Source organism: Metallibacterium scheffleri (assembly GCF_002077135.1).
GTDB lineage: Bacteria > Pseudomonadota > Gammaproteobacteria > Xanthomonadales > Rhodanobacteraceae > Metallibacterium > Metallibacterium scheffleri.
Genome location: NZ_LDOS01000002.1, coordinates 1800764 through 1827194 on the forward strand (window position 1 = coordinate 1800764; position 26431 = coordinate 1827194).

The window sequence follows — 26431 nt, forward strand, 5'->3', positions numbered from 1 at the left end:
GTCGATTCCCAGTTACTTGCGACGACGCACGATCATGTTCTGCGTGCGTTTGTTGTTTCGCGTCTTGTAGCCCTTGGTTGGCAAGCCCCACGGACTGACGGGATGACGACCACCCGAGGTACGGCCTTCGCCGCCACCGTGCGGATGATCGACTGGATTCATGGCCACGCCACGCACGGTCGGGCGTATGCCTTTCCAGCGTTGCGCGCCAGCCTTGCCGATCTTGCGCAGGTTGTGCTCGGTGTTGCCCACCTCGCCAATCACTGCACGACACTCGACCGGCACCTTGCGCATTTCGCCAGAACGCAAGCGCAAGGTAGCGAAACCCAACTCGCGCGCCACCAGCTGCACTGAGGCGCCAGCACTGCGCGCCAACTGTGCGCCCTTGCCAGGTTTCATCTCGATGCAATGCACGGTCGAACCAATCGGTACATTGCGCAAAGGCAGACAATTGCCAGGCTTGATTGGTGCGTCGCGTCCGGCCACGAGCTGATCGCCTACCGCCAGACCACGCGGCGCGATGATGTAGCGGCGCTCGCCATCTGCGTACAACACCAGCGCAATATGCGCGGTCCGGTTGGGATCGTACTCAAGACGCTCGACGCGACAGGCAATGCCTTCCTTGTCGCGCTTGAAGTCAATCAAGCGATAATGCTGCTTGTGTCCACCGCCACGGTGGCGCGTGGTGATGCGCCCGTAGTGATTGCGGCCCCCGGTGTTGCTCTGCGCCTCGACCAGCGGAGCATGGGGTGCACCCTTGTGCAGACCTGGCGTCGACACGCGCACCATGGCGCGGCGTCCTGGCGAGGTCGGCTTGAATGTCATCAATGTCATTGCGGTGACTCCTGACTCAGGCCTTAGCCATCACGTCGATGGACTGGCCTTCGGCAAGACGGATATACGCCTTGCGCATGCCGGCACGACGGCCCTGGCGATAACGGAAGGACTTGGTTTTGCCCTTGACGTTGACCAGATTGACCGCTTCCACCTTAACTTCGAACAATTGCTCGACTGCCGCCTTCACATCGGCCTTGGTGGCCTCGGGCGCGACCTCGAACACGTACTGATTGTGCTCGGCCAGACGCGCCGCCTTCTCGGAGATCAGCGGCGCGCGCAGCACGGATAGAATGAATTCGTTGTTCATGCCAACCACGCCTCGATTTTCTTCACGGACTCGACCGTCATCACCACACGGTCGGCGCCGACCAGCGACACCGGATTCATTGCCGCGACATCGACAACGTGCACATGTGGCAGATTGCGCGCTGCCAGATACAGCGCGTCGGCCGCGCTGTCATCGACCAGCAGGACATGGCCCGCGGCACCAAGCTGTGACAGCTTGCCCGCCAACCCTTGGGTCTTTGGCTGCTCAATGCCGAAACCCGGAATGACCTGCAATCGCCCCTGCCGATTGAGTTCGGCAAGAATGCTGCGCATGGCGCCGCGATACATTTTGCGATTGACCTTCTGCTCGAAGCTGCGCGGCTTGGCTGCAAAAGCTCTTCCGCCACCGACAAAAATCGGGGCCCGGTAGTCGCCGTGACGCGCGCCACCGCCCTTCTGCTTCTTGAATTTCTTGGTAGTACCTGACATCTCGCTGCGCGTGAGTTGTGCCTTGGTGCCAGCACGACCAGCAGCCCGATAAGCCACTACCACCTGGTGCACGAGGTTCTCATTGAACTCGGCACCGAAGACGACTTCGGCGACCTGCAATGGCGCGGCGTCGGTAACGTTGATTTCCATGACCTGACTCCTCAGCCCTTGCTTGTCGGGCGAATGATCACGTTGCCGCCGGTGGCACCAGGAACGGCACCCTTGATGGCGATAACATGGCGCTCACTGTCGATCTGCATCACCTCGAGGCCTTGCGCAGAACGATGCACATTGCCCATCTGGCCCGACATGCGCTTGCCGGGAAACACGCGCCCCGGAGTCTGGCGCTGACCGATGGATCCCGGTGCGCGATGCGACAGTGAGTTGCCGTGCGTCGCGTCACCCATCTTGAAGTGGTGGCGCTTGATCGTGCCCTGGAAGCCCTTGCCCTTGGATACACCGGCAACATCGACGCTCTGTCCGATCTTGAACACGTCGTCGAGTTTGATTTCGCTGCCCACGGCGTAGCTGGCCACATCAGCAGCAGCGACGCGAAACTCCCACAGACCACGACCCGGCTCAACCTTGGCCTTGGCAAAGTGCCCTTTCGCGGCCTTGCTCAGCAAGTTGGGACGTTTTGCGCCCACCGTCACCTGCACCGCGGCATAACCGTCAGTGTCATCCGACTTCACCTGAGTCACACGATTGGGTGTCGCCTCAATCAGCGTCACCGGCACCGAACGACCATCCTCGGTAAAGATTCGACTCATGCCGCATTTGCGGCCTACCAGTCCGATACTCATGTCAATATCCTGATCCAGCGCCTTAACCGAGCTTGATTTGCACGTCCACGCCTGCGGCGAGATCGAGCTTCATCAGCGCGTCAACGGTCTTGTCATTGGGGTCGATGATATCGAGCACCCGCTTATGCGTACGCGTTTCGTATTGATCCCGCGCATCCTTGTCGACATGCGGGGAAGTCAGCACCGTGTAACGCTCGATCTTCGTCGGCAGGGGAATCGGGCCGAGCACCGTGGCACCTGTGCGTTTGGCCGTCTCGACGATCTCGCTCGCAGAGCGGTCGATCAGTCGGTGGTCATAAGCCTTGAGCCGAATGCGAATTTTCTGGTTCGCCATAACCGTGTCCTGTCAAAAGAGCTGATACGCACGGCGGCTTTTGCCGCCGCGCACGCGTGCTGCTGTTACTCGAAGATCTTGGCGACGACGCCGGCTCCCACGGTACGACCGCCTTCGCGGATCGCGAAACGCAGCCCTTCCTCCATCGCGATCGGCGCAATCAGCGCCACCTTCATCTTCACGTTGTCGCCCGGCATCACCATCTCCACGCCTTCCGGCAACTCGCACGCGCCGGTCACGTCCGTGGTGCGGAAGTAGAACTGCGGCCGGTAACCCTTGAAAAACGGCGTGTGACGACCGCCCTCTTCCTTGGACAATACGTACACCTCCGCCTCGAACTTGGTGTGCGGCGTGATCGAACCCGGCTTGCACAGCACCTGACCGCGCTCCACATCGTCGCGCTTGGTGCCGCGCAGCAGCAGCCCCGCGTTGTCGCCCGCCTGGCCCTGATCCAGCAGCTTGCGGAACATCTCCACGCCGGTGACGATCGTCTTCACCGTCGGCCGGATGCCCACGATCTCGATCTCGTCGCCCACCTTCACCACACCGCGCTCGATGCGTCCAGTCACCACCGTGCCGCGACCCGAAATCGAAAACACGTCCTCCACCGGCATCAGAAACGGCTTGTCGATATCGCGCTTCGGCTCCGGAATCCAGCTGTCCAGCGCATCCACCAGCTTGATGATCGACGGCACCCCAATCTCGCTCTGATCGCCTTCCAGCGCCTTCAGCGCCGAACCCTTGATGATCGGCGTGTCGTCGCCAGGAAACTTGTACTTGCTCAGCAGCTCGCGTACTTCCATCTCCACCAGCTCGAGCAGCTCGGCGTCATCCACCATGTCCGCCTTGTTCATGTACACCACAATGTGCGGCACGCCTACCTGGCGCGCCAGCAGAATGTGCTCGCGTGTCTGCGGCATCGGACCGTCCGCAGCACTCACCACCAGAATCGCGCCGTCCATCTGCGCCGCACCCGTGATCATGTTCTTCACATAATCCGCGTGCCCCGGACAGTCTACGTGCGCGTAGTGACGCTTCGGCGATTCGTATTCCACGTGTGCCGTCGATATCGTGATGCCGCGCGCCTTCTCTTCCGGCGCCGCGTCAATCTGGTCGTACGCCTTGAACTCGCCGCCAAACCGCTCCGCGCCAACCTTCGTCAGCGCCGCTGTCAATGTCGTCTTGCCGTGATCCACGTGGCCTATCGTCCCCACGTTCACATGCGGCTTCTTACGCTCGAATTTTTCCTTGGACATGACTCACTAACCTCAAAACGTTTGTCAGTATGAATGGTTGGTTTGAAACTCAGGCGGACTTCTTCATCACTTGCTCGGCAATGCTGTTCGGCGCCTCGGCATAGTGATCGAACTCCATCGTGAAGGTCGCACGGCCCTGGCTCATCGAGCGCAGCGAGGTGGCGTAGCCGAACATCTCACCCAGTGGCACCAGCGCGTTGATCAACTTGCCGGATGGACTGTCGTCAGAGCCCTGCAGGATGCCGCGCCGGCGACTAAGGTCACCCATCACGTCGCCCATGTAGTCCTCGGGCGTCACCACCTCGACCTTCATGATCGGCTCCAGCAGGACTGGGTTGGCTTTGTGGAAGCCTTCCTTGAAGCCCATCGAACCGGCGATCTTGAACGCCATCTCGGACGAGTCGACTTCGTGGTACGAACCATCGACCACCCGAATCTTGATGTCCACAATGGGGAAGCCAGCCAAAATGCCGTTGGCCATCGCTTCCTGAATGCCCTTGTCGACCGCCGGGATGTATTCCTTGGGCACTGCACCACCGACGATCGCGTTCTCAAATACGTAACCGGCGCCGCGTTCTTGCGGATGCAGCTCCAGCACCACATGACCGTACTGGCCCTTGCCGCCAGACTGGCGCACGAATTTGCCATCCTGCTTGAGCACGGTCTTGCGGATAGTCTCGCGGTATGCCACTTGCGGCTTGCCGACATTAGCCTCGACGTTGAACTCGCGCCTCATGCGATCAACCAGGATCTCGAGGTGCAGCTCACCCATGCCAGCGATGATGGTCTGGCCCGACTCCTCATCGGTACGCACGCGGAATGACGGGTCTTCCTGTGCCAGACGAGACAACGCCACGCCCATTTTTTCCTGATCGCTCTTGGTCTTCGGTTCGACCGCCATGGCAATGACAGGCTCCGGAAACACCATGCGCTCGAGCGTGATCATGTGGTCCTGTGCGCACAGCGTATCGCCGGTAGTGACGTCCTTCAGACCCACCGCAGCGGCAATATCGCCCGCGCGAACCTCCTTGATTTCCTCGCGCTGGTTGGCATGCATCTGCAGGATGCGGCCAATTCGCTCTTTCTTGCTCTTGATCGGGTTGTAGACCTGATCGCCTGCCGCCAGAACTCCCGAATAAACGCGAAAAAAACTCAGTGAGCCCACGAACGGATCCGTCATGATCTTGAACGCCAGCGCCGCAAAGGGCTCGGTATCCAACGCCTTGCGGCTGGTTTCATGTTCGCGCTCATCGGTACCTTTGACCGCCGGGCGATCACCCGGGGAAGGCAACAACTGGATGACGGCGTCAAGCATGGCTTGCACGCCTTTGTTCTTGAATGCAGAGCCACAGAACACGGGAATCAGCGAATTCGACAGGGTTCCCGCACGAATTCCGGCAACAATTTCCTCTTCGGAGAGCAAGCCCTCATCAAGATACTTGTTCATCAACTCTTCGGAGGTCTCGGCTGCAGCCTCGACCATAAAGCTGTGCGCCTTGGCGCAGGTATCCACGAGTTCCGCCGGAATATCGCGGTACTCGAACTTCATGCCTTGTGAGGCCATATCCCAGAAGATGGCCTTCATCTTGATCAGGTCAACCACGCCCTCGAAATTTTCCTCGGCACCAATCGGCACCTGCATCGGGACCGGGTGCGCGCCCAGGCGCGACTTCAACTGTTCGACCACCTTGTCGAAATTGGCGCCAGTGCGATCCATCTTGTTGACGAACGCGAGACGTGGCACGCCATATTTATTCGCTTGGCGCCAGACGGTTTCCGACTGCGGTTGCACACCGCCGACAGCACAAAGCACGAATACCGCACCGTCAAGCACGCGCAGGGAACGCTCGACTTCAATGGTGAAATCGACGTGCCCGGGGGTGTCAATGATGTTGAAGCGGTGTTCGGGCAGGGAAAAATCCATGCCCTTCCAGAAGCAGGTCGTCGCTGCGGAAGTGATAGTGATCCCGCGCTCCTGTTCCTGCTCCATCCAGTCCATCGTGGCCGCGCCATCGTGGACTTCACCGATCTTGTGATTAACCCCGGTGTAGTAAAGGATGCGTTCCGTAGTCGTGGTTTTGCCGGCATCGATGTGAGCCATGATGCCGAAGTTGCGATAACGGTCGATTGGGGTGGTACGAGCCACGATACAAGCCTCTGATGCTTACCAGCGATAGTGCGAAAAGGCCTTGTTGGCCTCGGCCATGCGGTGCGTTTCCTCGCGCTTCTTGACCGCACCGCCGCGGTTCTCGGAAGCATCGAGCAATTCGGCCGCAAGCTTGCGCGGCATGGTGTTCTCGCCACGCTTGCGCGCCGCATCGATCACCCAGCGCATGGCCAGAGCCTGACGCCGCGAAGGGCGCACTTCGACCGGCACCTGGTATGTGGCGCCGCCCACACGACGCGACTTGACCTCGACAGCAGGCGCGACATTGCCCAACGCCTTCTCGACTACGGCGACCGGCTCGGCGTGCTTCTGACCGATCTGATCGATGGCGCCGTAAACGATCTGCTCGGCGACGGCCTTCTTGCCGCTCTTCATCACCATATTGATGAAGCGCGCAATCGAGAGACTGGCATGCTTGGGATCGGCGAGCACGACTCGCGCGGGATGCGAACCTTTACGCGACATGTTGCAACACTCCTGAACTTATGCCTTGGGGCGCTTGGCGCCATACTTGGAGCGCGCTTGGCGCCGTTTGGCGATACCCGCACAATCGAGACTGCCGCGCACGGTGTGATAGCGGACGCCTGGCAGGTCCTTGACGCGACCGCCGCGGATCAACACCACCGAGTGCTCTTGAAGATTGTGACCTTCACCGCCGATATAACTAATCACCTCATAACCGTTGGTCAGGCGCACCTTGGCAACCTTGCGCAACGCTGAGTTGGGCTTCTTCGGGGTAGTGGTATAGACGCGCGTGCATACGCCTCGACGCTGCGGACAGCTTTGCAGCGCCGGCGAAGCGCTCTTGTAGCTCTTCGGGCTGCGCGGTTTGCGCACCAGCTGGTTGATCGTCGCCATTGGCCTTATGGGTCCTGTCAAACGTAAATGCAGGCCGACACAACTCGGCCTGCTTAGAAGCGGGAATTTAACATGAGGAGCCGAGCTACTTCAAGCTCAGCCCGCACGCTCCTTGTCCCGAATACGAGGCACATCCTGTGCCTCATTTCGTATGTGGTTTGAGTCCGGCCTAGCAGCAGACGATGCGGTTATTCGCCGCTGTCGTCGCCTACAGAAATTTCCTCAAATACCGAAGAAGAAGCCGCGATGGCATCCGCATCGGATTCGGAGAAGGCCGCCTGTCCGCGCCGTTGGGCGTGGTAGGCGAGGCCGGTACCGGCTGGAATCAAGCGGCCAACAATAACATTCTCTTTCAAGCCGCGCAAGCCATCACGCGTTCCGCGCACCGAAGCCTCTGTCAACACGCGCGTGGTTTCCTGGAATGAAGCCGCCGAAATGAACGACTCGGTGGCCAGCGAGGCCTTAGTAATCCCGAGCAGCATTGGCTGGTAGCCTGCGGGACGCTCACCACGTGCTTCGGTGCGTCGGTTTTCTCCCAGCATGCGCAAGCGATCGACCTGCTCACCGCGCATGTAGCGCGTGTCGCCCCCGTCGGTGATCTCGACCTTGCGCAGCATCTGGCGAATGATCGCCTCGATGTGCTTGTCGTTGATCTTCACGCCCTGCAGGCGATAGACGTCCTGGATTTCCTTGACCAGATACGCCGCCAGCGGTTCGACGCCAAGCAGGCGCAAAATGTCGTGCGGGTTGGGCTCGCCGTCGACTACGGTCTCACCCTTCTCCACATGCTCGCCTTCAAACACGATCACGTGGCGCCATTTCGGAATCAGCTCCTCGTGCTCGTTGCCCTCGCTGTCGCGAATGATCAGACGCTGCTTGCCCTTGGTGTCTTTGCCGAAACTGACGATGCCTGATCGTTCGGCCAGGATCGCCGGCTCCTTCGGCTTGCGCGCTTCGAATAGATCCGCGACGCGCGGCAAACCGCCCGTGATGTCGCGGGTCTTGGAAGTTTCCTGCGGGATGCGCGCAACCACGTCACCGACACCAACCTCGGCACTGTCCTGGAGCGAAACAATTGCACCTGCCGGCAGAAAGTACTGCGCCGGAATGTCGGTGCCGGGCAGCTTGAGCTCGTGACCCTTTTTGTCCTCCAGGCGCACCGTAGGGCGCAAATCCTTGGCGCCACTGCCGCGACGTTTGGGATCGGTGACCACGGCACTTTCCAAGCCAGTCAACTCGTCGGTCTGTGACTGTACGGTGATGCCTTCGATGAAGTCGCTGAAGTGCACTACACCAGCTACTTCAGACACGATCGGATGGGTATGCGGATCCCACGTCGCGGCGGTCTGGCCAGCCTTGATTTCGGCGCCGTCGCGCACATTGATGGTGGCGCCATAAGGAACCTTGTAGCGCTCACGTTCGCGGCCCTGCGCGTCGAGCACGCTCAGTTCACCCGAACGCGACACGGCAACCAGATGGCCATGCACGTGTTTCACGGTTTTTAGATTGCTGAACTTCACTGCACCCGTGGTGCGCACGGTGACATTGTCGACCGCTGCTGCGCGCGATGCCGCGCCACCAATGTGAAAGGTGCGCATGGTCAGCTGCGTGCCCGGCTCACCAATGGATTGCGCCGCAATCACACCGATGGCTTCGCCGATATTCACGATGTGGCCGCGCGCGAGATCACGCCCGTAGCACATTGCGCAAACGCCATGTGACGACTCGCAGTTGATCGGCGAACGTACTTTGATTGACTGCACGCCAGCGATGTCAAGCTTCTCGACCAGCATTTCGTCCAGCACGGTATTGCGCGTGACGATCGGCGTGTTGTCGTTGCCCGGCGCGTATACGTCCTCGGCCACCACGCGGCCGAGCACGCGATCACGCAATGGCTCGACCACATCACCACCCTCGACGATAGGTGCCATGATCAGCCCTTCGAAGGTGCCGCAATCGGTGCGCGTAACCACCACATCCTGCGCCACATCCACCAGGCGCCTGGTCAGGTAACCCGAGTTGGCGGTCTTCAGCGCAGTGTCGGCCAGGCCCTTGCGCGCTCCATGGGTGGAAATGAAGTACTGCAGTACGTCCAGGCCCTCACGGAAGTTGGCCTTGATCGGTGTCTCGATGATCGATCCGTCGGGCTTGGCCATGAGACCACGCATACCAGCGAGCTGGCGAATCTGCGCCGCGGAGCCACGTGCGCCGGAGTCGGCCATGATGTAGATCGAGTTCATCGACTTCTGCTCGATGATCTTGCCGTCGCGCGTCTTGGTTTTTTCGCTGCCGATGCCTTCGATCATCGCCTTGGCGATCAACTCATTGGTACGCGACCAGATATCAACGACCTTGTTGTAACGTTCGCCGGCGGTAACCAGGCCCGATTGGAACTGTTGCTGGATCTCGACGACCTCCTTCTCGGCAACTTCGAGAATGGCTTTCTTTTCGACCGGGATCTTCATGTCGTCGATGCCAATCGAGATGCCGGCGCGCGTGGCGAAACGAAAACCGGTGTACATCAGTTTGTCTGCGAACACGACCGTGTCTTTCAGCCCCAGACGGCGGTAACAGGAGTTGATCAGGCGCGAGATAGCCTTCTTGGTCAGCTCGGCATTGACCAGCGCGAAAGGCATGCCCTCTGGCAGAATCTCGGCCAGCAGTGCACGACCCACCGTGGTCTCGATCAAACTGCGCTTGGGGTGCCGAGTGCCATCGCTGGCGATCTCGATCTCATCGATACGCACCTTGGCCTTGGCGTGCAATGCCACCATGCGATTGTCGTAAGCGCGGCGCACTTCAGCGACATCAGCGAAGATCATGCCTTCGCCTTTGGCGCCGATCAGTTCGCGCGTCATGTAATACAAGCCCAGCACCACGTCCTGCGTCGGCACGATGATGGGCTCCCCGTTGGCCGGGGAGAGGATGTTGTTGGTCGACATCATCAGTGCACGCGCCTCGACCTGCGCCTCGAGCGACAGCGGCACATGCACTGCCATCTGGTCGCCGTCGAAGTCGGCGTTGAACGCCGTGCACACAAGAGGATGCAACTGGATGGCTTTGCCCTCGATCAGCACCGGCTCGAAGGCCTGGATGCCCAGGCGATGCAGTGTCGGGGCGCGGTTGAGCAGCACCGGGTGCTCGCGGATGACATCCTCGAGGATGTCCCAGACAACCGGCTCTTCGCGCTCGACCATGCGCTTGGCGGCTTTGATGGTGGTGGCCAAACCGTTGCGCTGCAAGCGCGCGAAGATGAAAGGCTTGAACAGCTCCAACGCCATTTTCTTGGGCAGACCGCACTGGTGCAGACGCAGCGTGGGACCGACCACGATCACCGAGCGCCCGGAGTAATCGACGCGCTTGCCAAGCAGGTTCTGGCGGAAGCGCCCCTGCTTGCCCTTGATCATGTCAGCCAGCGACTTCAACGTGCGCTTGTTGGTGCCGGTGATGGCGCGACCACGGCGCCCGTTGTCGAACAACGCGTCCACCGACTCCTGCAGCATGCGCTTTTCGTTGCGCACGATGATGTCCGGGGCATTGAGTTCGAGCAGGCGCTTGAGGCGGTTGTTGCGGTTGATGACGCGGCGGTACAGGTCATTCAGATCGGACGTGGCAAAACGTCCGCCATCCAGCGGCACCAGCGGGCGCAGCTCCGGCGGCAGCACCGGCAGCACGGTCATCACCATCCACTCGGGACGGTTGCCGGATTCGTGAAACGCCTCGATCAGCTTGATGCGCTTGGTCAAACGCTTGAGCTTGGTCTCGGAATTGGTCGTAGCCAGCTCCTCGCGCAGGCGCACCAGCTCGGATGGCAGGTCGATGGACTTGAGCAACTCGTAGACCGCCTCGGCGCCCATGCGCGCGGTGAACTCGTCGCCATGCTCCTCGACGGCGGCCAGGTACTGGTCCTCGTTGAGCAACTGGCCGCGGTTCATCGGCGTCAGGCCCGGCTCGATGACCACGTAGGCTTCGAAATACAGAATGCGCTCGATGTCGCGCAGGGTCATGTCCAGCATCAGGCCGATGCGCGAGGGCAGCGACTTGAGGAACCAGATGTGCGCGGTAGGGCTGGCCAGCTCGATGTGACCCATGCGCTCGCGCCGGACCTTGGCCAGAGTGACCTCGGTACCGCACTTCTCGCACACCACGCCACGGTGTTTCATGCGCTTGTACTTGCCGCACAGGCACTCGTAATCCTTGACCGGCCCGAAGATCGCGGCACAGAACAGGCCATCGCGCTCGGGCTTGAAGGTGCGGTAATTGATGGTCTCGGGCTTTTTGACCTCGCCATATGACCATGAACGGATCAGATCCGGCGACGCCAGATTGATTTTGATCGCATCGAAGTCCAGCGGCTGGCGCTGCTGGTTGAAAAGATTGAGCAGGTCTTTCATGAATGTGTCTCCTCAGCCGGCGCCGATTACTTGTGCTCTTCCAGCTCGATATTGATCGCCAACGAGCGGATTTCCTTCACCAGAACGTTGAAGGACTCAGGCATGCCCGCCACCATCAGGTGATCGCCGTCGACGATGCTCTTGTACATCTGGTTGCGACCCTGCACGTCATCGGATTTCACCGTCAGCATTTCCTGCAGGGTGTAGGCCGCGCCATAGGCCTCGAGTGCCCACACTTCCATCTCGCCGAAGCGCTGGCCGCCGAATTGCGCCTTGCCACCGAGCGGCTGCTGGGTGACCAGCGAGTACGGACCAGTCGAGCGCGCGTGCATCTTGTCGTCGACCAGGTGATTGAGCTTGAGCATGTGCATGTAGCCCACTGTGACTTCGCGATCGAAAGCCTCGCCGGTCCGCCCGTCGAACAAGGTGGTCTGTCCGCTTTCAGGCAGTTCCGCCAGTCTCAACATCGATTTGATCTCGGCCTCATCGGCGCCATCGAACACCGGCGTCGCCATCGGCACGCCAGCGCGCAGATTGCCGGCGAGTTGCATGATCTCCGCGTCATTGAACGACTTCAGGTTGATGTGATGCGCAGCACCGGCTGCGTCGCGGTTGTAGATCTGGTCGAGGAAATCGCGCAGCTTGGCGACTTTCTCACTGGCATCGAGCATGCGCCCGATGCGCAGGCCCAAACCGCGCGCCGCCCAGCCCAGATGCACTTCGAGGATCTGTCCGATGTTCATGCGCGAAGGCACGCCGAGCGGATTCAGCACAATGTCCACCGGTGTGCCGTCAGCCATGTGCGGCATATCCTCGACCGGCACGATCATGGACACCACACCCTTGTTGCCGTGGCGTCCAGCCATCTTGTCGCCAGGCTGGATTCGGCGTTTCACCGCCAGATAGACCTTGACCATCTTCTGCACGCCGGGCTGCAAGTCATCGCCCTGCGCCAGCTTGGCCTGCTTCTCCTTGAAGCGATGCTCGAAGGCGTCCTTGTGCGCCTTGATCTGCTCGGCTGCGCGTTCCAGAAACTCGGCCGCATCCTCTTCTTTGAGGCTGAGCTTGAACCACTCGTCTTTCTTCAGAGTATCGAGATAGGCATTCGTGAGTACCGTGCCCCGCTTCAGGCCATGCGGGCCGCTGTTGGCAGTCTTGCCGACAATCTGCTGCCGCATGCGCTGGAAAATGGCGCCTTCAAGGATGCGAAACTGGTCATCAAGATCCTTGCGGATGCGCTTGGTTTCGATCTCTTCGATCTGCTTGGCGCGCTTGTCGCGTTCGATGCCATCACGGGTAAACACCTGCACGTCGATCACAGTGCCGTCCATGCCTGGCGGTACGCGCAAGGATGAATCCTTCACGTCCGAGGCCTTTTCGCCAAAGATCGCCCGCAGCAGTTTTTCCTCTGGAGTCAGTTGGCTCTCGCCCTTGGGGGTGACCTTGCCAACCAGGATGTCGCCGGCCTTGACCTCGGCACCGATGTAGACCACGCCGGATTCATCCAGCCGCGCCAGCGCCTGATCGCCCACGTTGGGGATATCCGCGGTGATTTCCTCCGAACCCAGCTTGGTGTCGCGCGCGGTGCAGGTGAGTTCCTCGATGTGGATCGAGGTGTAGCGATCTTCCTGCACGACACGCTCCGAGATCAGGATCGAGTCCTCGAAGTTGTAGCCGTTCCATGGCATGAACGCGACCAGCATGTTCTGTCCCAATGCCAGCTCACCCAGATCGGTCGAGGATCCATCGGCCAGGGTGTCACCCTTCTCGACCACGTCACCCACGTTCACCAGCGGACGCTGGTTGAGGTTGGTGTTCTGGTTGGATCGCGTGTACTTGGTCAGCGTGTAAATGTCGACGCCGGCATCGTCGGCGCTGATTTCCTTCTCGTTGACACGCACCACGATGCGGCCGGCGTCGACCTGGTCGATCACGCCCCCGCGCCGCGCCGCCACGGTCACGCCCGAATCGCGCGCCACCGCGCGTTCGATACCGGTGCCCACGAATGGCTTTTCGGCACGCAGCGTCGGCACTGCCTGGCGCTGCATGTTGGCGCCCATCAATGCGCGGTTGGCATCATCGTGTTCGAGGAACGGCACCAGCGCCGCCGCCACCGATACCGACTGCATGGGCGAGACGTCCATGTAGTGGACGTCGGCTGCGGGCACCAGCATCGGCTCGCCCTGGAAACGACACGACACGAAGTCCTCGCCGAAGCTGCCGTCGGCATTGAGCACCGAGTTGGCCTGCGCGATGGCGAATTCGCCTTCCTCGATCGCGGAGAGGTAATCGACGTGGCTGGTGACCTTGCCGTTGGTCACCTTGCGATACGGCGTCTCCAGAAAACCGTAGGAGTTGGTGCGAGCGTAGACGGCCAGTGAATTGATCAGGCCGATGTTCGGCCCTTCCGGCGTTTCGATGGTGCAGACGCGACCGTAATGCGTGGGATGCACGTCGCGCACCTCGAAGCCAGCGCGCTCGCGGGTCAGGCCGCCTGGTCCCAGCGCCGAGACACGGCGCTTGTGGGTGACCTCGGACAACGGGTTGTTCTGGTCCATGAACTGGCTCAACTGCGATGAGCCGAAAAATTCCTTGATCGCTGCCGCCACGGGACGTGCATTGATCAAATCTTGCGGACCGAGGTTGTCGGCCTCAGCCAGTGACAGGCGCTCGCGTACCGCGCGTTCGACGCGTACCACGCCGACGCGGAACACGTTCTCGGCCATTTCACCCACGCTGCGCACACGTCGGTTACCCAAATGGTCGATGTCGTCGACATGGCCCTTGCCGTTGCGGATTTCGATCAGCGTGCGGACGACATCTAGGATGTCGGAAGTCTGCCCGAGCTGCTTGACCAGTCGATCGGAGAGTTCTTCCTTACGCTCACGCAAATACTTCCAGTCATACAGGATCTCGGCGCCGGTGATTTCCTTGCGACCCACACGGCGGTTGAACTTCATGCGCCCCACCGCCGATAACGCATAACGCTCGAAGGTGAAGAACAGATTGAAGAACAGGTTCTGCGCGGCGTCCTTGGTCGGCGGTTCACCGGGGCGCATCATGCGATAGATCTCGACCAGCGCTTCAAGCTGGGTGCGCGTGGAGTCAACGCGCAGCGTCTGCGAGATGAACGGGCCGCGATCGAGATCATTCACGTACAACGTGACGATGCGCTCGATGCCGGACTGGCGGAACTTGGCCAAGTGTTCCAACGTCAGCTCATCGTTGCATGCCGCCAGCAATTCGCCGGTCTTGGTATCGACGATGTCCACCGCCAGGATACGGCCCAGCACGTAATCGTCCGGCACGTCCAGCGTCTGCATGCCGACCTTGGCGATCTCGCGCACGTGCCGCTGGGTGATGCGCTTGCCAGCCTCGACCATCACCTTGCCGTGATGAACGATATCGAAGTTCAACGTTTCGCCACGCAGGCGCTCGGCGACCAGCTCCAGACGCGCGCCATCCTTGGTGCCCAACTGGAACACGTTGTGCTCGAAGAAAATATCGAGCATTTCAACATTGTTGTATCCCAGCGCGCGCAGCAGCACGGTAACCGGCAGCTTGCGGCGACGATCGATGCGCGCGAACAGCACGTCCTTGGCGTCGAACTCGAAGTCCAGCCACGAGCCGCGATAGGGAATGATGCGCGCCGAATACAGCAGTTTGCCCGAACTGTGCGTCTTGCCACGGTCGTGATCGAAGAAAACGCCAGGCGAACGATGCAGCTGCGAGACAATCACGCGCTCGGTGCCGTTGATGATGAAGGTCCCGGTGTCGGTCATGAGCGGAATCTCGCCCATGTAGACATCCTGTTCCTTGACCAGTTTGACTGCCTTCTTCGATGCCGGGCTATCCTTGTCGTAGATCACCAGACGAACCTTGACACGCAACGGCGCGGCATAGGTCATGCCACGGTGGCGGCACTCATATTCCTCGAATGGCGGCGCACCAAGCTGATAGTCAACATATTCGAGCGCGGCATTGCCCGAGTAACTCACGATGGGAAAAACGGATTTCAGCGCGGCATGCAGGCCGTGCTCCGCACGCGCGGAAGCACGCACGCCAGTCTGCAGGAACTCGCGATAAGAGTCGGTCTGGATCTGCAGCAGGTTCGGAACATCCAGGACTGGCGGACGCTTGCCAAAGTCTTTGCGGATGCGCTTTTTCTCGGTAAACGAGTAGGTGCTCATCGTGGTCTCACCCTCGCGACGGATACGGATGGAGCGGGAACGGAAAATCGCAATGCGCCAGCCCGACCGGCCCGACGTCTTGCGACTTGCGGCTCACATCGTGGCTTTGCGGCCACGTAATGCTGACAACAGGCAAAGGCCGGGGGCTTGCGCCCCCAGCCTCGGCAACGCTCAGTCGAGCTGCGGCGCAAGTGCCGCTTACTTGACTTCGACGCTGGCGCCCGCCGCTTCGAGCTCTTTCTTGAACTTGTCGGCATCGGCCTTGGAAACCGCATCCTTGACTTCCTTTGGTGCGCCTTCGACGAGATCCTTGGCCTCTTTCAAACCCAGACCAGTGATCGCGCGCACCACCTTGATGACCTCGACCTTCTTCTCACCAGCGGCCTTGAGGACGATGGTGAACTCGGTTTTCTCCTCGGCCGGGGCCGCGGCAACGCCAGCCGGGGCGGCGGCAGCGGCGACCGGGGCAGCGGCGGAAACGCCGAACTTCTCCTCCATGGCCTTGACCAGCTCCATCACTTCAACCAGCGATTTGCTGGAGATGGCTTCGATGATCTGCTCGTTGGTAAACGACATGAGACTTGACTCCTGGAAACGGATTGAATGGTTGACGGGTGTTGCGAACCGGACTCAGGCGGCCTGCTTCTGCTGCGCCACCGCATGGGTGGCACGTGCCAGCTGGGAGGCCGGCTCGGACAGCACGCGCACCAGCATGGTGGCGGGCTGCACCAGCACGCTGAGCAGCATCGACAAAGCCTGCTCGCGGGTCGGCAATGAAGCCAGCACATCGAGATGACCGGCGCCGTAAGCCTTGCCGCCGATGACCACCAGGCGCGGCTTGAGCTTGTCGGCGGTCTTGCCGAAGTCCTTGATCAGACGACCGGCAGCACCGGGATCCTCGGTAGAGAACGCGAACACCAGCGGACCCGTGAACTGGTCCTTGGCGCACTCGTACTCGGTGCCTTCGACGGCGCGACGCAGCAAGGTGTTTTTGGCCACCTTGAGGTACACACCACCAGCCCGCGCCTTGCGGCGCAGATCGGTCAATTGCTGCACTGTCAGACCTGCATACTCAGCGGCCACCAGCGAGTGGGCCTTTTGCGCCACTTCGGCCAGTTCGGCAACGACCTCTTTCTTTTGCGCAAGATTGAGCGCCATTGCATGCTCCCAATCCGGACCCGGGGCGCTCCGCACCCTGTAGCCCGGGAATTCCGGCACCGCTCCTTGCGATGCCGTGGGCACCTTGCGGCGCCCGCCTTGGTGGCCGTTCCAGGAATCCTGTTCGGGCAGCACCATCTGCGCGGGTTGATGGATTAAGGCATGCACGTGGCATTTGCCTTGTGCGCGCCACCCGCGGTCTTTGACGGCTTCGCGTCCCTTGCGGAAACGCAAACGCCCTCAAATGAGGTCTGCGCGATCGCTCGCGCAGACGCTGTTACTTGGCGATGCTCAGACTCGAAGGATCAACGACAACGCCTAGACCCATCGTGCTGGACACCGAAATTTTCTGCACATACACGCCCTTGGCCGTGGATGGCTTGGCCTTGACCAGATCGGCCAATAGGGTGTTGAGATTGTCGCGCAGGGCGTCAACCTCGAAATTCACCTTGCCAATCGAGCAGTGAACGATGCCAGCCTTGTCGTTGCGAAACTTGACTTGGCCAGCCTTGGCATTTTTCACTGCGGCGACCACATCGGCCGCGACCGAACCATCCTTGGGATTGGGCATCAGGCCGCGCGGGCCGAGCAACTGGCCGAGCTTGCCCACCACGCGCATAGCATCGGGCGTGGCGATCACGCGACCAAAATTCAGATCACCGGCCTGCATCTTCTCGGCCAGATCTTCCATGCCAACGGCGTCAGCGCCGGCGGCCTTGGCCGCCTCGGCTTTTTCGCCAGCGGGACAGAACACCGCCACACGCACGGTCTTGCCAGTGCCATGCGGCAACAGGCTGGAACCACGCACGCCCTGGTCCGACTTCTTGGCATCGATACCAAGGCGGACCGCAACATCCACTGTCTCGATGAACTTGGTCCTGGCGTTGTCCTTGAGCAGTTTCAGCGCGTGTTCAACCGCGTACTGCTTGCCAGGTTCGACCAGATTCTGCATTGCCTTGAAGCGCTTGCTGAGCTTGGCCATGTCCTCAACCCTCCGTCCGCACGCCCATGCTGCGCGCACTGCCGGCGATGGTGCGCACGGCGGCGTCCATGCTGGCAGCGGTCAGGTCGGGCATCTTGCTGGTCGCGATTTCTTCGAGCTGCTTGCGCGTGAGCACCTTGCCGACCTTGTCGGTGTTGGGACGCTTGGAGCCCGATTCGATGCCGGCTGCCTTCTTGATCAGAATCGTCGCTGGCGGGGTTTTGGTGATGAATGTGAAACTGCGGTCGGAATAGGCCGTGATGACCACTGGAATGGGAATGCCCGGCTCCAGCTTCGCGGTGGCCGCGTTGAACGCCTTGCAGAATTCCATGATGTTCAGGCCGCGCTGACCCAGCGCCGGACCGACCGGCGGCGAGGGATTGGCTTGCCCCGCCTTGACTTGCAATTTGATGTAACCAACGACCTTCTTGGCCATGGGATTTCTCTCCGAGTGCTAGCGCCTTGCGGCTCCTCGCGGGTGGGAACATCCTTGATGCGTGGCGGCCTGCGTTCCGTGCGCGCCGCTGCCCTGACGTGCCCGCGGCGTGCAAACGCCGTGAGATCAGCCCGGGAAAGCTGTCAAGTATAGCAGCATTTCGAACCCGCGTGCGCGGGCATCGGCGTCAGGCTTTCTCGACTTGACCGAATTCCAACTCGACCGGTGTCGATCGACCAAAGATCAGCACCGCAACACGCAGACGGCTCTTGTCGTAGTTGACTTCCTCGACCACGCCATTGAAATCGTTGAACGGCCCCTCGGTGACGCGCACCATCTCGCCGGGCTCGAACAGGATCTTGGGCTTGGGCTTTTCCACGCCGTCTTGCACACGCTGCAGGATGGCATCGGCCTCGCCGTCCTTGATCGGCAGCGGGCGATCGGAAGTTCCGCCGATGAAGCCCATCACCTTGGGCGTTTCCTTGACCAGATGCCAGCAGTCGTCGTCGATATGCGGAGCCTTGCCGGTGCCATCGGTTTCGATCTGCACCAGCACATAACCGGGAAAGAACTTGCGGTCGCTGCGGCGCTTCTGGCCGCCGCGCATTTCCAGCACCTCTTCGGTCGGCACCAGTACCTGACCGAATTTCTCCTCCATGCCGGCGCGGCGAATGCGCTCCTCGAGCGCCTTCTTGACGGCATTCTCGAACCCGGAATAGGCGTGTACCACGTACCAGCGCTTGCTCATGCTTGCCTCATTTGCCGAGTTTCAACAGCCAATCAAGGATGATCGACTTGAGCACGTAATCGATGATGCCTAGCAGAATAGCGACGACCACCACCACAAAGGCAACCACCAGCGTGGTGCGCACGGTTTCGTCGCGCGTCGGCCAAGTGACCTTGCGCATTTCAAACTGGGATTCACGCAGGAAGCCGCGCATGGCGCGACCCAGCTCTGTGAACGCGGCGATCGCGACCGCCACGATGACTGCGGCGAACACGCCAAGGATGCGCAGCGAATGCGCCACGTGCCCAAGCAGGTAATACGCCGCGATACCCGCTACAAGCACCAGCAGCGCAAGTACGAGTTTGGCGATGTCGGCGGCCTTGGTGCCGCCTGTATGCTGATCGACTTTGGCGTTCATGGTATCCGTCCGTGCCGGATCCAGCCCAGCACGGTGATTGTTGATTGGCACGCCAGGAGGGACTCGAACCCCCAACCTGCGGTTTTGGAGACCGCTGCTCTGCCAATTGAGCTACTGGCGTGTGGTTTGGAGCTTGTTCAAACAGCCATCCATGGATCTTCCACACGCTCGGCATCCTTGCCTCGCCAGTGCGCCGTACACGGCGGCTTTTGCCGCCGCGCACGCGTGCTGCTGTTACTCGAAGATCTTGGCGACGACGCCGGCTCCCACGGTACGACCGCCTTCGCGGATCGCGAAACGCAGCCCTTCCTCCATCGCGATCGGCGCAATCAGCGCCACCTTCATCTTCACGTTGTCGCCCGGCATCACCATCTCCACGCCTTCCGGCAACTCGCACGCGCCGGTCACGTCCGTGGTGCGGAAGTAGAACTGCGGCCGGTAACCCTTGAAAAACGGCGTGTGACGACCGCCCTCTTCCTTGGACAATACGTACACCTCCGCCTCGAACTTGGTGTGCGGCGTGATCGAACCCGGCTTGCACAGCACCTGACCGCGCTCCACATCGTCGCGCTTGGTGCCGCGCAGCAGCAGCCCCGCGTTGTCGCCCGCCTGGCCCTGATCCAGCAGCTTGCGGAACATCTCCACGCCGGTGACGATCGTCTTCACCGTCGGCCGGATGCCCACGATCTCGATCTCGTCGCCCACCTTCACCACACCGCGCTCGATGCGTCCAGTCACCACCGTGCCGCGACCCGAAATCGAAAACACGTCCTCCACCGGCATCAGAAACGGCTTGTCGATATCGCGCTTCGGCTCCGGAATCCAGCTGTCCAGCGCATCCACCAGCTTGATGATCGACGGCACCCCAATCTCGCTCTGATCGCCTTCCAGCGCCTTCAGCGCCGAACCCTTGATGATCGGCGTGTCGTCGCCAGGAAACTTGTACTTGCTCAGCAGCTCGCGTACTTCCATCTCCACCAGCTCGAGCAGCTCGGCGTCATCCACCATGTCCGCCTTGTTCATGTACACCACAATGTGCGGCACGCCTACCTGGCGCGCCAGCAGAATGTGCTCGCGTGTCTGCGGCATCGGACCGTCCGCAGCACTCACCACCAGAATCGCGCCGTCCATCTGCGCCGCACCCGTGATCATGTTCTTCACATAATCCGCGTGCCCCGGACAGTCTACGTGCGCGTAGTGACGCTTCGGCGATTCGTATTCCACGTGTGCCGTCGATATCGTGATGCCGCGCGCCTTCTCTTCCGGCGCCGCGTCAATCTGGTCGTACGCCTTGAACTCGCCGCCAAACCGCTCCGCGCCAACCTTCGTCAGCGCCGCTGTCAATGTCGTCTTGCCGTGATCCACGTGGCCTATCGTCCCCACGTTCACATGCGGCTTCTTACGCTCGAATTTTTCCTTGGACATGACTTTGCAGTGACCCAGAAAGTGATTAAAAGGAGACGGCGGATGCCGCAGGTGTGGTGCTCACGACTGGAATCGAACCAGTGACCTCTTCCTTACCAAGGAAGTGCTCTACCGACTGAGCTACGTGAGCGGTTGTGATGCTTGTGCGAGGCGCCAATGGAGCGGGAGACGGGGATCGAACCCGCACCATCAGCTTGGAAGGCTGAGGTTCTACCATTGAACTACTCCCGCACGGATGCCGAGCAAAGCACTGCGCGATCTTGCAGAACGCGCAGCTCGGTACCACCAGCGATACCAAGCTGGTGGAGGGAGGTGGATTCGAACCACCGAAGGCGTAAGCCAGCAGATTTACAGTCTGCCCCCGTTGGCCGCTTGGGTATCCCTCCAACAAAGAACGGGCATTGTCCCGAGCGCGTCGCGGACTGTCAACAAGTCTTCGCGACCGCGCCATCGCGCAGCTCCGCGCGCACGCTCATCGCGGCCGCAAGACGCAGAGGTTGTCGCGCGTCCCGCGCTGCGGCGCACTCGCGCCAGAGACGCGCGGTGCGGACTGACGCAATCGGGCGCGCAGAAGATGTGACCGAATGCCCATTTGTGACCTCGGCGCAACCGTGACGATGCGTGACAGTCGCCTGGGCACCACCCGCAGCGGTACGGCCTGGTCATCGATCTGGCTTGACAAAGCATTTTTGATACAAGAGCTTATGTGATGTTCCTTAGACAGAACTTCGCATTCATTACGACGTTGTGCCGATTTGGCATCAAGCTTGCTTGAATTGCCGGTGCCCGGATCCAAACCGGCCCTGTTCCAGACACAACCTACTCGGAGAACGCATCATGCATTTCACCAAGACCCTGCGCGCCAGCGCCCTCGCCGCCAGCCTCGCCGTCGCGCTGGGCATGGCGTTCACTCCCACTCCGGCCGCTGCTGCTCCCGCTCCCGTCACCCCCGGCACTGCATTCAAGGTGATTCTGCAGCCGGTGACGCTGCTGTACTACTACAACGAAGTCGACCTGACGATTCCCTCGAGCGTGCTGACAACTCTGGCCGGCGGCGCACCAGCCGGGCTCGCCGCCCAAGCCGTAACCGCCAGCGGCACATCCAGCACCCTGAGCGCGTCGCTGACCTCGCCGGCGACATCCACCGCGGCCGGCATCAGTAGTGCCGCCCTCACCTTGAGCAATTTCTGGGCCGTGCGCTCGATCACCACGCCAAGCTCAGGCAACACGACCGTGAGCGTGTCTTTTGCCAGTGCGACTGTAACGCCAACCGCAACCCTCACGGGGACAACCACAACGACGGCCACGATCGGCCTGAGCGCTTTGGCAACGACCAACAGCTCGTTCGCCGGCACCGGCCTGGGCGGCACGCCGCAAACCGGCAACGTCACCATGAACATGAATCTGAGCAACGCCACGGCTGCCGACACCTACGCAGGCGCCACGATCTACATCACTGCCAGCAGTACCTGAGCATCAGGAGTGGCCAGGCCATGATGAGCAGATTGGCCCTGCTGACGACGGCGGTACTGATCCTGGTGCCGCCGTCGCTGCATGCGCAGTCCACGTTGACCCGTGGGGGTGGCAGCATTGCCGTGCTGGGTCCTGCCAGCGCATTCCAGAGTGCCGGGCCCCATGCGATCCATCCCGCTGCCGTGCGTGGCTTGGCCACGCCTGCAGGGATGCAACCAAGCAAGTCAAATCCGAGCAAGGGTGGCGGTGGCGGCAACGGCGGCGGCTGCCAGATTTACGGCTTTCTGGGCGGCCTGGCCAATGGCAGCACGTTGAGCTCGATCGGCGTGTTCGACCTCACCGGCCAGACCACAGGCAACTTTTCCCTGGGTACTGCCACGCCCACGGCCTCAGCTGCTGGCGCTGTGCTCAGCGCCAATCTGGGCGCCGCACCGCAAGGCAACGTGGCTGGGCAGGTCGCGCGCAACGCCGGCACGCTGTTCCAGTACGCCACCAGTGCCAATTGCGGGGCCGGCACTCCATTCACCACTACGCTCACCAGCAATCCAGCTGGTTCCAGCGGCAGCGTGGTGGCGACCGTCAACACCCTGAGCATGCAGGCGACCTACACCACGCAATACGTGGCCGATCCGAACAACCCCTATTACTGCTATTACACGAACAATCCGAACAAGCAGTTCCTCTGCAACCTCTGGTCCGCCAACGTGACCTTCAATTTCCTGAGCAATTCATTCGCCGCGCTGGGCGCGGGAACCTATACGCTCAACATCGTCCAGGCCACGATCACCTCGCCATGAAGAACTTGATGCGCAACCGCTACCTCATGCTGGTGCTGTTCGCGCTGCTCGGCGCCCTGTTCGCGCCCGCCGTGCTGGCGCAAGTCGCGATCACGCCGCAGATCTACACCATCGATCTGGGCAAGGCCGATCAGACGTACTCGTTCCGCCTGATGAACTTCAGCAAGGCCAGCATCCCCATGACGGTGTCGGTGATCAACTGGACCATGAACGCCAAGGGCGATGTGGAGCCGGCACCGCTGACCGAACAATCGCTGGCGCCCTGGCTGCAGATCAACCCGACGACGTTCACGTTGCCGGCCGACGGCTCGCAAGTCGTGCGCTTTGCAATCCGTCCGGCCGTGCCGCTGAGCCCGGGCGAACACCGCGCGATGATTTATTTCAGCCAGCAGGCGGAAGGTCAGCAGCCCAAGGGCACCTTCCGCGTGCTGTTCCGCCTTGGCGCCGCGGTGTATGCGCGCGTGCCGCCGTACACCATGCAGGGCGAGATTCTCAGCGCCAGGCTGGATGCCCACGGCGTGAGCTTCGAGGTGCGCAATACCGGCAACGCCACCGCACGCATGATCGGTGACTACGTCGTCTGGAAGAAAGGCGCGGTCCCTGCCGGCAGCCCGTGGCCAGCGCAACTCGGCCAGCCCACTTTCAAGCCTCCACTCGGGCTTGCGGCCAGTGGCGCACTGCCGCTGGATGCCGATCTGCCCGGCCTGACGCGCAGCGTGCGTCTTGAATTCGAGGACAAAAAAGGCCTCGCGCCGGGCGCCTACGTGTTGTTCCTGCGCGGGACCTTCGGTACGCCCAGCATCACACGCGAGCTGGGCTTTACCGTAGCGCCCGCGGCACACTGAGCCGCGCCATGGAGAGGCGGGCCCGCACCGGTTCGATACGCGGGTTCGTCGCCGTGTTTGCGCTGATCGCAGCATTTGCCGCGCCCGCGCCCGCGCACGCCGGCGCGGCGCTGGCCGCTGCCCTGCCCGCGCCACCGTCCTATATCGCCAGCGCCAGCCATCAGACCCAGGTCGCCGGGTTTTTCCTCGACGGCAAGGACAGTGGCCAGAGCATCAGCCTGCTGCCACTGCCACAGGGCGGTTATGCGGTGGATCTGGACCAGTTCGCGCGTCGCATCGGCACGCTGGTGCAGGCGCAGGGCCCGCTGCTGGTCCTGCCCACGCCGCTGGGAAACGCGCAACTGCAAACGGCGCAGGCGATCCAGCATGACCAGCACCGCTACTTTCCGATCGCACCGCTGGCCAAGGCACTGGGTGCGAAAATCACCTTCGACGAACAGGAATTCGCGCTGAAAACCGAGCTGCCGTGGAATCCGGGCAGTGCGGCACCCGGCGCCGCGCTGAGCGCGCAGCAGGTCAAGCCCGATATCTATGCGCCCTCGCTGAGTCTGTCGAGCTGGCACAGCGAGGCCTATTTCACGCGCCTCGGTAACAGCGACACGCTCAGCACCTACACCGACCTCGGCGGCGCACTGGGGCCGGGCTTCTGGCGCATGAGCTACTACACCAACCCGGGCGGGCAGAACCGCCTCAGCAACTACGGCTGGATTCTCGACCAGGGTAACGGGCGCTGGATGCTGGGCGAGGACCAGCTCGCGCTGGACCCGCTGCTGCCCTACGCGCAACTCACCGGCGCGCAATACGCGTGGACCAACCAGCCCGGGCTGGTCTACGGCGCAGCCGTGGGCGCCGATCAACTCGTTGCCAGCCAGTTGCAGGGCGGGCGCACGGTCAGCGGTGGCGATGGCCCACCCGGCGGCATCGCCGAATTGCGTATCAACGGCAAGGCGATCGCGCGCACCGCGATCCGCCTCGATGGCACCTGGCAATTCCGCGACGTGCTGCTGCGTGGCGACGAGCGCGTGGAAGTGGCGCTATACCAACGTTTCGGCGACGGCACACCGGTGCGTATCCAGCAAGTCAACGTCGCCAGCAGCGCGCAGGCCTTGCCAGCGGGCACGGTGATTTCCTACGGCGGCGTCGGCGCCGACGGCAACCCGCTCGACCCCGCGGTCGGCACGCATGGCCTCGGCGGCTTTTACCAGTTGCGCTATGGCCTCAACCAGCAGTGGACGCTGGGCAGCACCGTGCAGCGCGCCGGCGGTCAGGACTACGGCATCGTCAACGCCGTCGGCGGCTTCGGCAGTTTCGGCACCTGGGGCATGACGCTGGGCCGCAACGGCAGCGCCAGCGCCTGGAGCGTGAGCGGCAACGGCCAGTCGAAAAGCGTGTCCTGGAGCGGCTATGCGATCCAGCGCGGGGCCAATTATTTCCCCGGCTACACGGCGGAATCGTACGACCGCTACGCCACGCTCAACTGGAATGCGCAGCCGGATCTGGGGCTGAGCCTCAGCGGTCGCGACGCCTACGATCCCACGCTGGATCAGAACGTGCGCTTCCTCAAGCCCGGCTTCAGTTGGCGCCCCTACGCCAGCCTCGGCCTGAGCGCCATGCCCGACTATTTCGGCAACTACGCCTGGAACGCCTCGTGGCTGCCGGATGCCCGCGATCAGGTCTCGCTGAGCCGCTATTCCGGCGTGAATCAGGCGCAGTGGCAACACAGCTTCCGTGATGGCTACAGTACGACGCTGGCGGCCACGCACGACGGCTATCTCGGCACGCGCTATTCGGCCTTACTCAGCGGCATGTGGCGCGGACCGCGACCGATCCTGTGGACCGCGGGGCTGCTGCAGGGACGCGGTCGCTTCGGCTATCTGCTGGATGCCGCGGTCGAGGCGATCCCAGGACTCTCCGCGCACCTGCAGGTGCAAAACGACCCGCTCAACGCCGCCATTCCCGGGGTCGGCGGACTGCTGGTGCAATTCGTGCTCGTGGCCGATTTCGCGGTCACCCCCTCGGGCCTGACGCGCGGCAGCATGGGCAGCTACGCGGCCCGCGTGGGCGTCATCGCGGGGCGGGTCAGCGGCGAGCTGCCGGCCAACGTGCACTGGTCCGACCTGGCCGGCGTGCCATTGCTGGTGGATGGCCGTCCACGCGGCAAACTCGACCGCGATGGCCATTACCTGATTCCGAATCTGGCGCCCGGCGTGTACCGCGTGCAGCTGGATGCCGAACACATGCCCATCGATCTGGTGCCGGATACGGCCGCGCCGTGGGTACAGGTGCGTGCCGGCGTGACCACCACCGCCGATTTCCATGTATCGCTGCGCCTGGGATTTGCCGGACGCGTCACCCGCGATGGCCAGCCGCTAGCCAATGTCGCCATCGAAATACTGGATGCGCAGGGCAAGGCGGTGAAAACACTTTCCAGTGACCAGTGGGGCTACTACCGCGTCGACGATCTACCGCCGGGCACCTACACGCTGCGCGCCGACGGCGCCAGCCGCAGCGTGACGCTGCAACGCGCGTTCCTGTACCAGCAGGATCTGGCGGTCGCGCCAGCACGCACCTGAAA

The 26431-nt window shown here is 61.8% G+C and carries 22 protein-coding genes and 4 tRNA genes; 4 read left to right on the forward strand and 22 right to left on the reverse strand.

Annotated elements, in window-relative coordinates; all coding sequences use genetic code 11:
- Positions 1-12: 12 nt before the first annotated feature.
- The 22 genes from rplB to Mschef_RS13695 all read right to left on the reverse strand — a co-directional run bounded on the left by rplB (position 13) and on the right by Mschef_RS13695 (position 21127).
- Entirely contained in the window at positions 13-834 is an 822-nt protein-coding gene (gene rplB, locus Mschef_RS13590; RefSeq protein WP_081129294.1) for a 50S ribosomal protein L2, read from the reverse strand.
- Between the two features lie 16 nt (positions 835-850).
- Complete coding sequence (gene rplW, locus Mschef_RS13595) at positions 851-1144, reverse strand: 50S ribosomal protein L23 (RefSeq protein ID WP_081129297.1); 294 nt, start codon at positions 1142-1144, stop codon at positions 851-853.
- Positions 1141-1743: a 50S ribosomal protein L4 gene (gene rplD / locus Mschef_RS13600; protein ID WP_081129304.1), complete on the reverse strand. Its 603-nt coding sequence runs from the start codon at positions 1741-1743 to the stop codon at positions 1141-1143. The genes rplW and rplD overlap by 4 nt, the downstream gene beginning before the upstream one ends.
- Before the next feature lie 11 nt (positions 1744-1754).
- On the reverse strand, positions 1755-2396 hold the full coding sequence (rplC, locus tag Mschef_RS13605) for a 50S ribosomal protein L3 (protein ID WP_081129307.1): 642 nt from the start codon (positions 2394-2396) through the stop codon (positions 1755-1757).
- A 22-nt stretch (positions 2397-2418) separates the two neighbouring features.
- Positions 2419-2730: a 30S ribosomal protein S10 gene (rpsJ, locus tag Mschef_RS13610; RefSeq protein WP_081129311.1), complete on the reverse strand. Its 312-nt coding sequence runs from the start codon at positions 2728-2730 to the stop codon at positions 2419-2421.
- Between the two features lie 65 nt (positions 2731-2795).
- Complete coding sequence (gene tuf, locus Mschef_RS13615) at positions 2796-3986, reverse strand: elongation factor Tu (protein WP_081129315.1); 1191 nt, start codon at positions 3984-3986, stop codon at positions 2796-2798.
- Positions 3987-4035: 49 nt separating this feature from the next.
- Positions 4036-6132, reverse strand: a complete 2097-nt coding sequence (gene fusA, locus Mschef_RS13620) for an elongation factor G (RefSeq protein ID WP_081129319.1) — start codon at positions 6130-6132, stop codon at positions 4036-4038.
- Between the two features lie 18 nt (positions 6133-6150).
- Entirely contained in the window at positions 6151-6618 is a 468-nt protein-coding gene (gene rpsG, locus Mschef_RS13625; protein ID WP_081129324.1) for a 30S ribosomal protein S7, read from the reverse strand.
- 18 nt (positions 6619-6636) lie between these two features.
- Complete coding sequence (gene rpsL, locus Mschef_RS13630) at positions 6637-7011, reverse strand: 30S ribosomal protein S12 (protein WP_081129328.1); 375 nt, start codon at positions 7009-7011, stop codon at positions 6637-6639.
- Between the two features lie 188 nt (positions 7012-7199).
- Entirely contained in the window at positions 7200-11405 is a 4206-nt protein-coding gene (gene rpoC / locus Mschef_RS13635) for a DNA-directed RNA polymerase subunit beta' (RefSeq protein ID WP_081129333.1), read from the reverse strand.
- A 26-nt stretch (positions 11406-11431) separates the two neighbouring features.
- Positions 11432-15595, reverse strand: a complete 4164-nt coding sequence (gene rpoB / locus Mschef_RS13640) for a DNA-directed RNA polymerase subunit beta (protein WP_081129338.1) — start codon at positions 15593-15595, stop codon at positions 11432-11434.
- A gap of 198 nt (positions 15596-15793) precedes the next feature.
- Positions 15794-16171, reverse strand: a complete 378-nt coding sequence (rplL, locus tag Mschef_RS13645) for a 50S ribosomal protein L7/L12 (protein ID WP_081129341.1) — start codon at positions 16169-16171, stop codon at positions 15794-15796.
- 54 nt (positions 16172-16225) lie between these two features.
- The gene (gene rplJ, locus Mschef_RS13650) at positions 16226-16753 is read right to left on the reverse strand and encodes a 50S ribosomal protein L10 (protein ID WP_081130047.1); all 528 of its coding nucleotides are present in this window, start codon (positions 16751-16753) and stop codon (positions 16226-16228) included.
- Between the two features lie 277 nt (positions 16754-17030).
- Positions 17031-17735 carry a 50S ribosomal protein L1 gene (rplA, locus tag Mschef_RS13655; protein WP_081129345.1) on the reverse strand — a complete coding sequence of 235 codons (705 nt, stop codon included), beginning with the start codon at positions 17733-17735 and terminating at the stop codon, positions 17031-17033.
- Positions 17736-17739: 4 nt separating this feature from the next.
- Entirely contained in the window at positions 17740-18171 is a 432-nt protein-coding gene (gene rplK / locus Mschef_RS13660; protein ID WP_081129347.1) for a 50S ribosomal protein L11, read from the reverse strand.
- A 187-nt stretch (positions 18172-18358) separates the two neighbouring features.
- Complete coding sequence (gene nusG / locus Mschef_RS13665; RefSeq protein ID WP_081129350.1) at positions 18359-18919, reverse strand: transcription termination/antitermination protein NusG; 561 nt, start codon at positions 18917-18919, stop codon at positions 18359-18361.
- Between the two features lie 7 nt (positions 18920-18926).
- The gene (gene secE / locus Mschef_RS13670) at positions 18927-19316 is read right to left on the reverse strand and encodes a preprotein translocase subunit SecE (RefSeq protein WP_081129352.1); all 390 of its coding nucleotides are present in this window, start codon (positions 19314-19316) and stop codon (positions 18927-18929) included.
- Between the two features lie 45 nt (positions 19317-19361).
- Positions 19362-19437, reverse strand: a tRNA-Trp gene (locus Mschef_RS13675).
- 113 nt (positions 19438-19550) lie between these two features.
- Positions 19551-20741, reverse strand: coding sequence for an elongation factor Tu (gene tuf, locus Mschef_RS13680; RefSeq protein WP_081129315.1), 1191 nt, complete (start codon positions 20739-20741; stop codon positions 19551-19553).
- 54 nt (positions 20742-20795) lie between these two features.
- Positions 20796-20871: transfer RNA gene (locus tag Mschef_RS13685), tRNA-Thr, on the reverse strand.
- Positions 20872-20898: 27 nt separating this feature from the next.
- A tRNA-Gly gene (locus Mschef_RS13690) sits at positions 20899-20972 on the reverse strand.
- A 69-nt stretch (positions 20973-21041) separates the two neighbouring features.
- Positions 21042-21127: transfer RNA gene (locus tag Mschef_RS13695), tRNA-Tyr, on the reverse strand.
- 451 nt (positions 21128-21578) lie between these two features.
- On the opposite strand from Mschef_RS13695, the gene Mschef_RS13700 reads away from it, so the two are divergent.
- From Mschef_RS13700 to Mschef_RS13715, 4 genes are read left to right on the forward strand one after another with little or no spacing between them, the layout of a single operon-like run.
- Entirely contained in the window at positions 21579-22214 is a 636-nt protein-coding gene (locus Mschef_RS13700; protein WP_081129354.1) for a hypothetical protein, read from the forward strand.
- A gap of 20 nt (positions 22215-22234) precedes the next feature.
- Entirely contained in the window at positions 22235-23011 is a 777-nt protein-coding gene (locus Mschef_RS13705; RefSeq protein WP_081129356.1) for a hypothetical protein, read from the forward strand.
- Positions 23008-23856, forward strand: a complete 849-nt coding sequence (locus tag Mschef_RS13710; protein WP_081129359.1) for a hypothetical protein — start codon at positions 23008-23010, stop codon at positions 23854-23856. Before Mschef_RS13705 ends, Mschef_RS13710 begins: the two co-directional genes overlap by 4 nt.
- A gap of 8 nt (positions 23857-23864) precedes the next feature.
- Positions 23865-26429, forward strand: coding sequence for a carboxypeptidase regulatory-like domain-containing protein (locus Mschef_RS13715; protein ID WP_081129364.1), 2565 nt, complete (start codon positions 23865-23867; stop codon positions 26427-26429).
- The last annotated feature ends 2 nt before the right edge of the window (positions 26430-26431 follow it).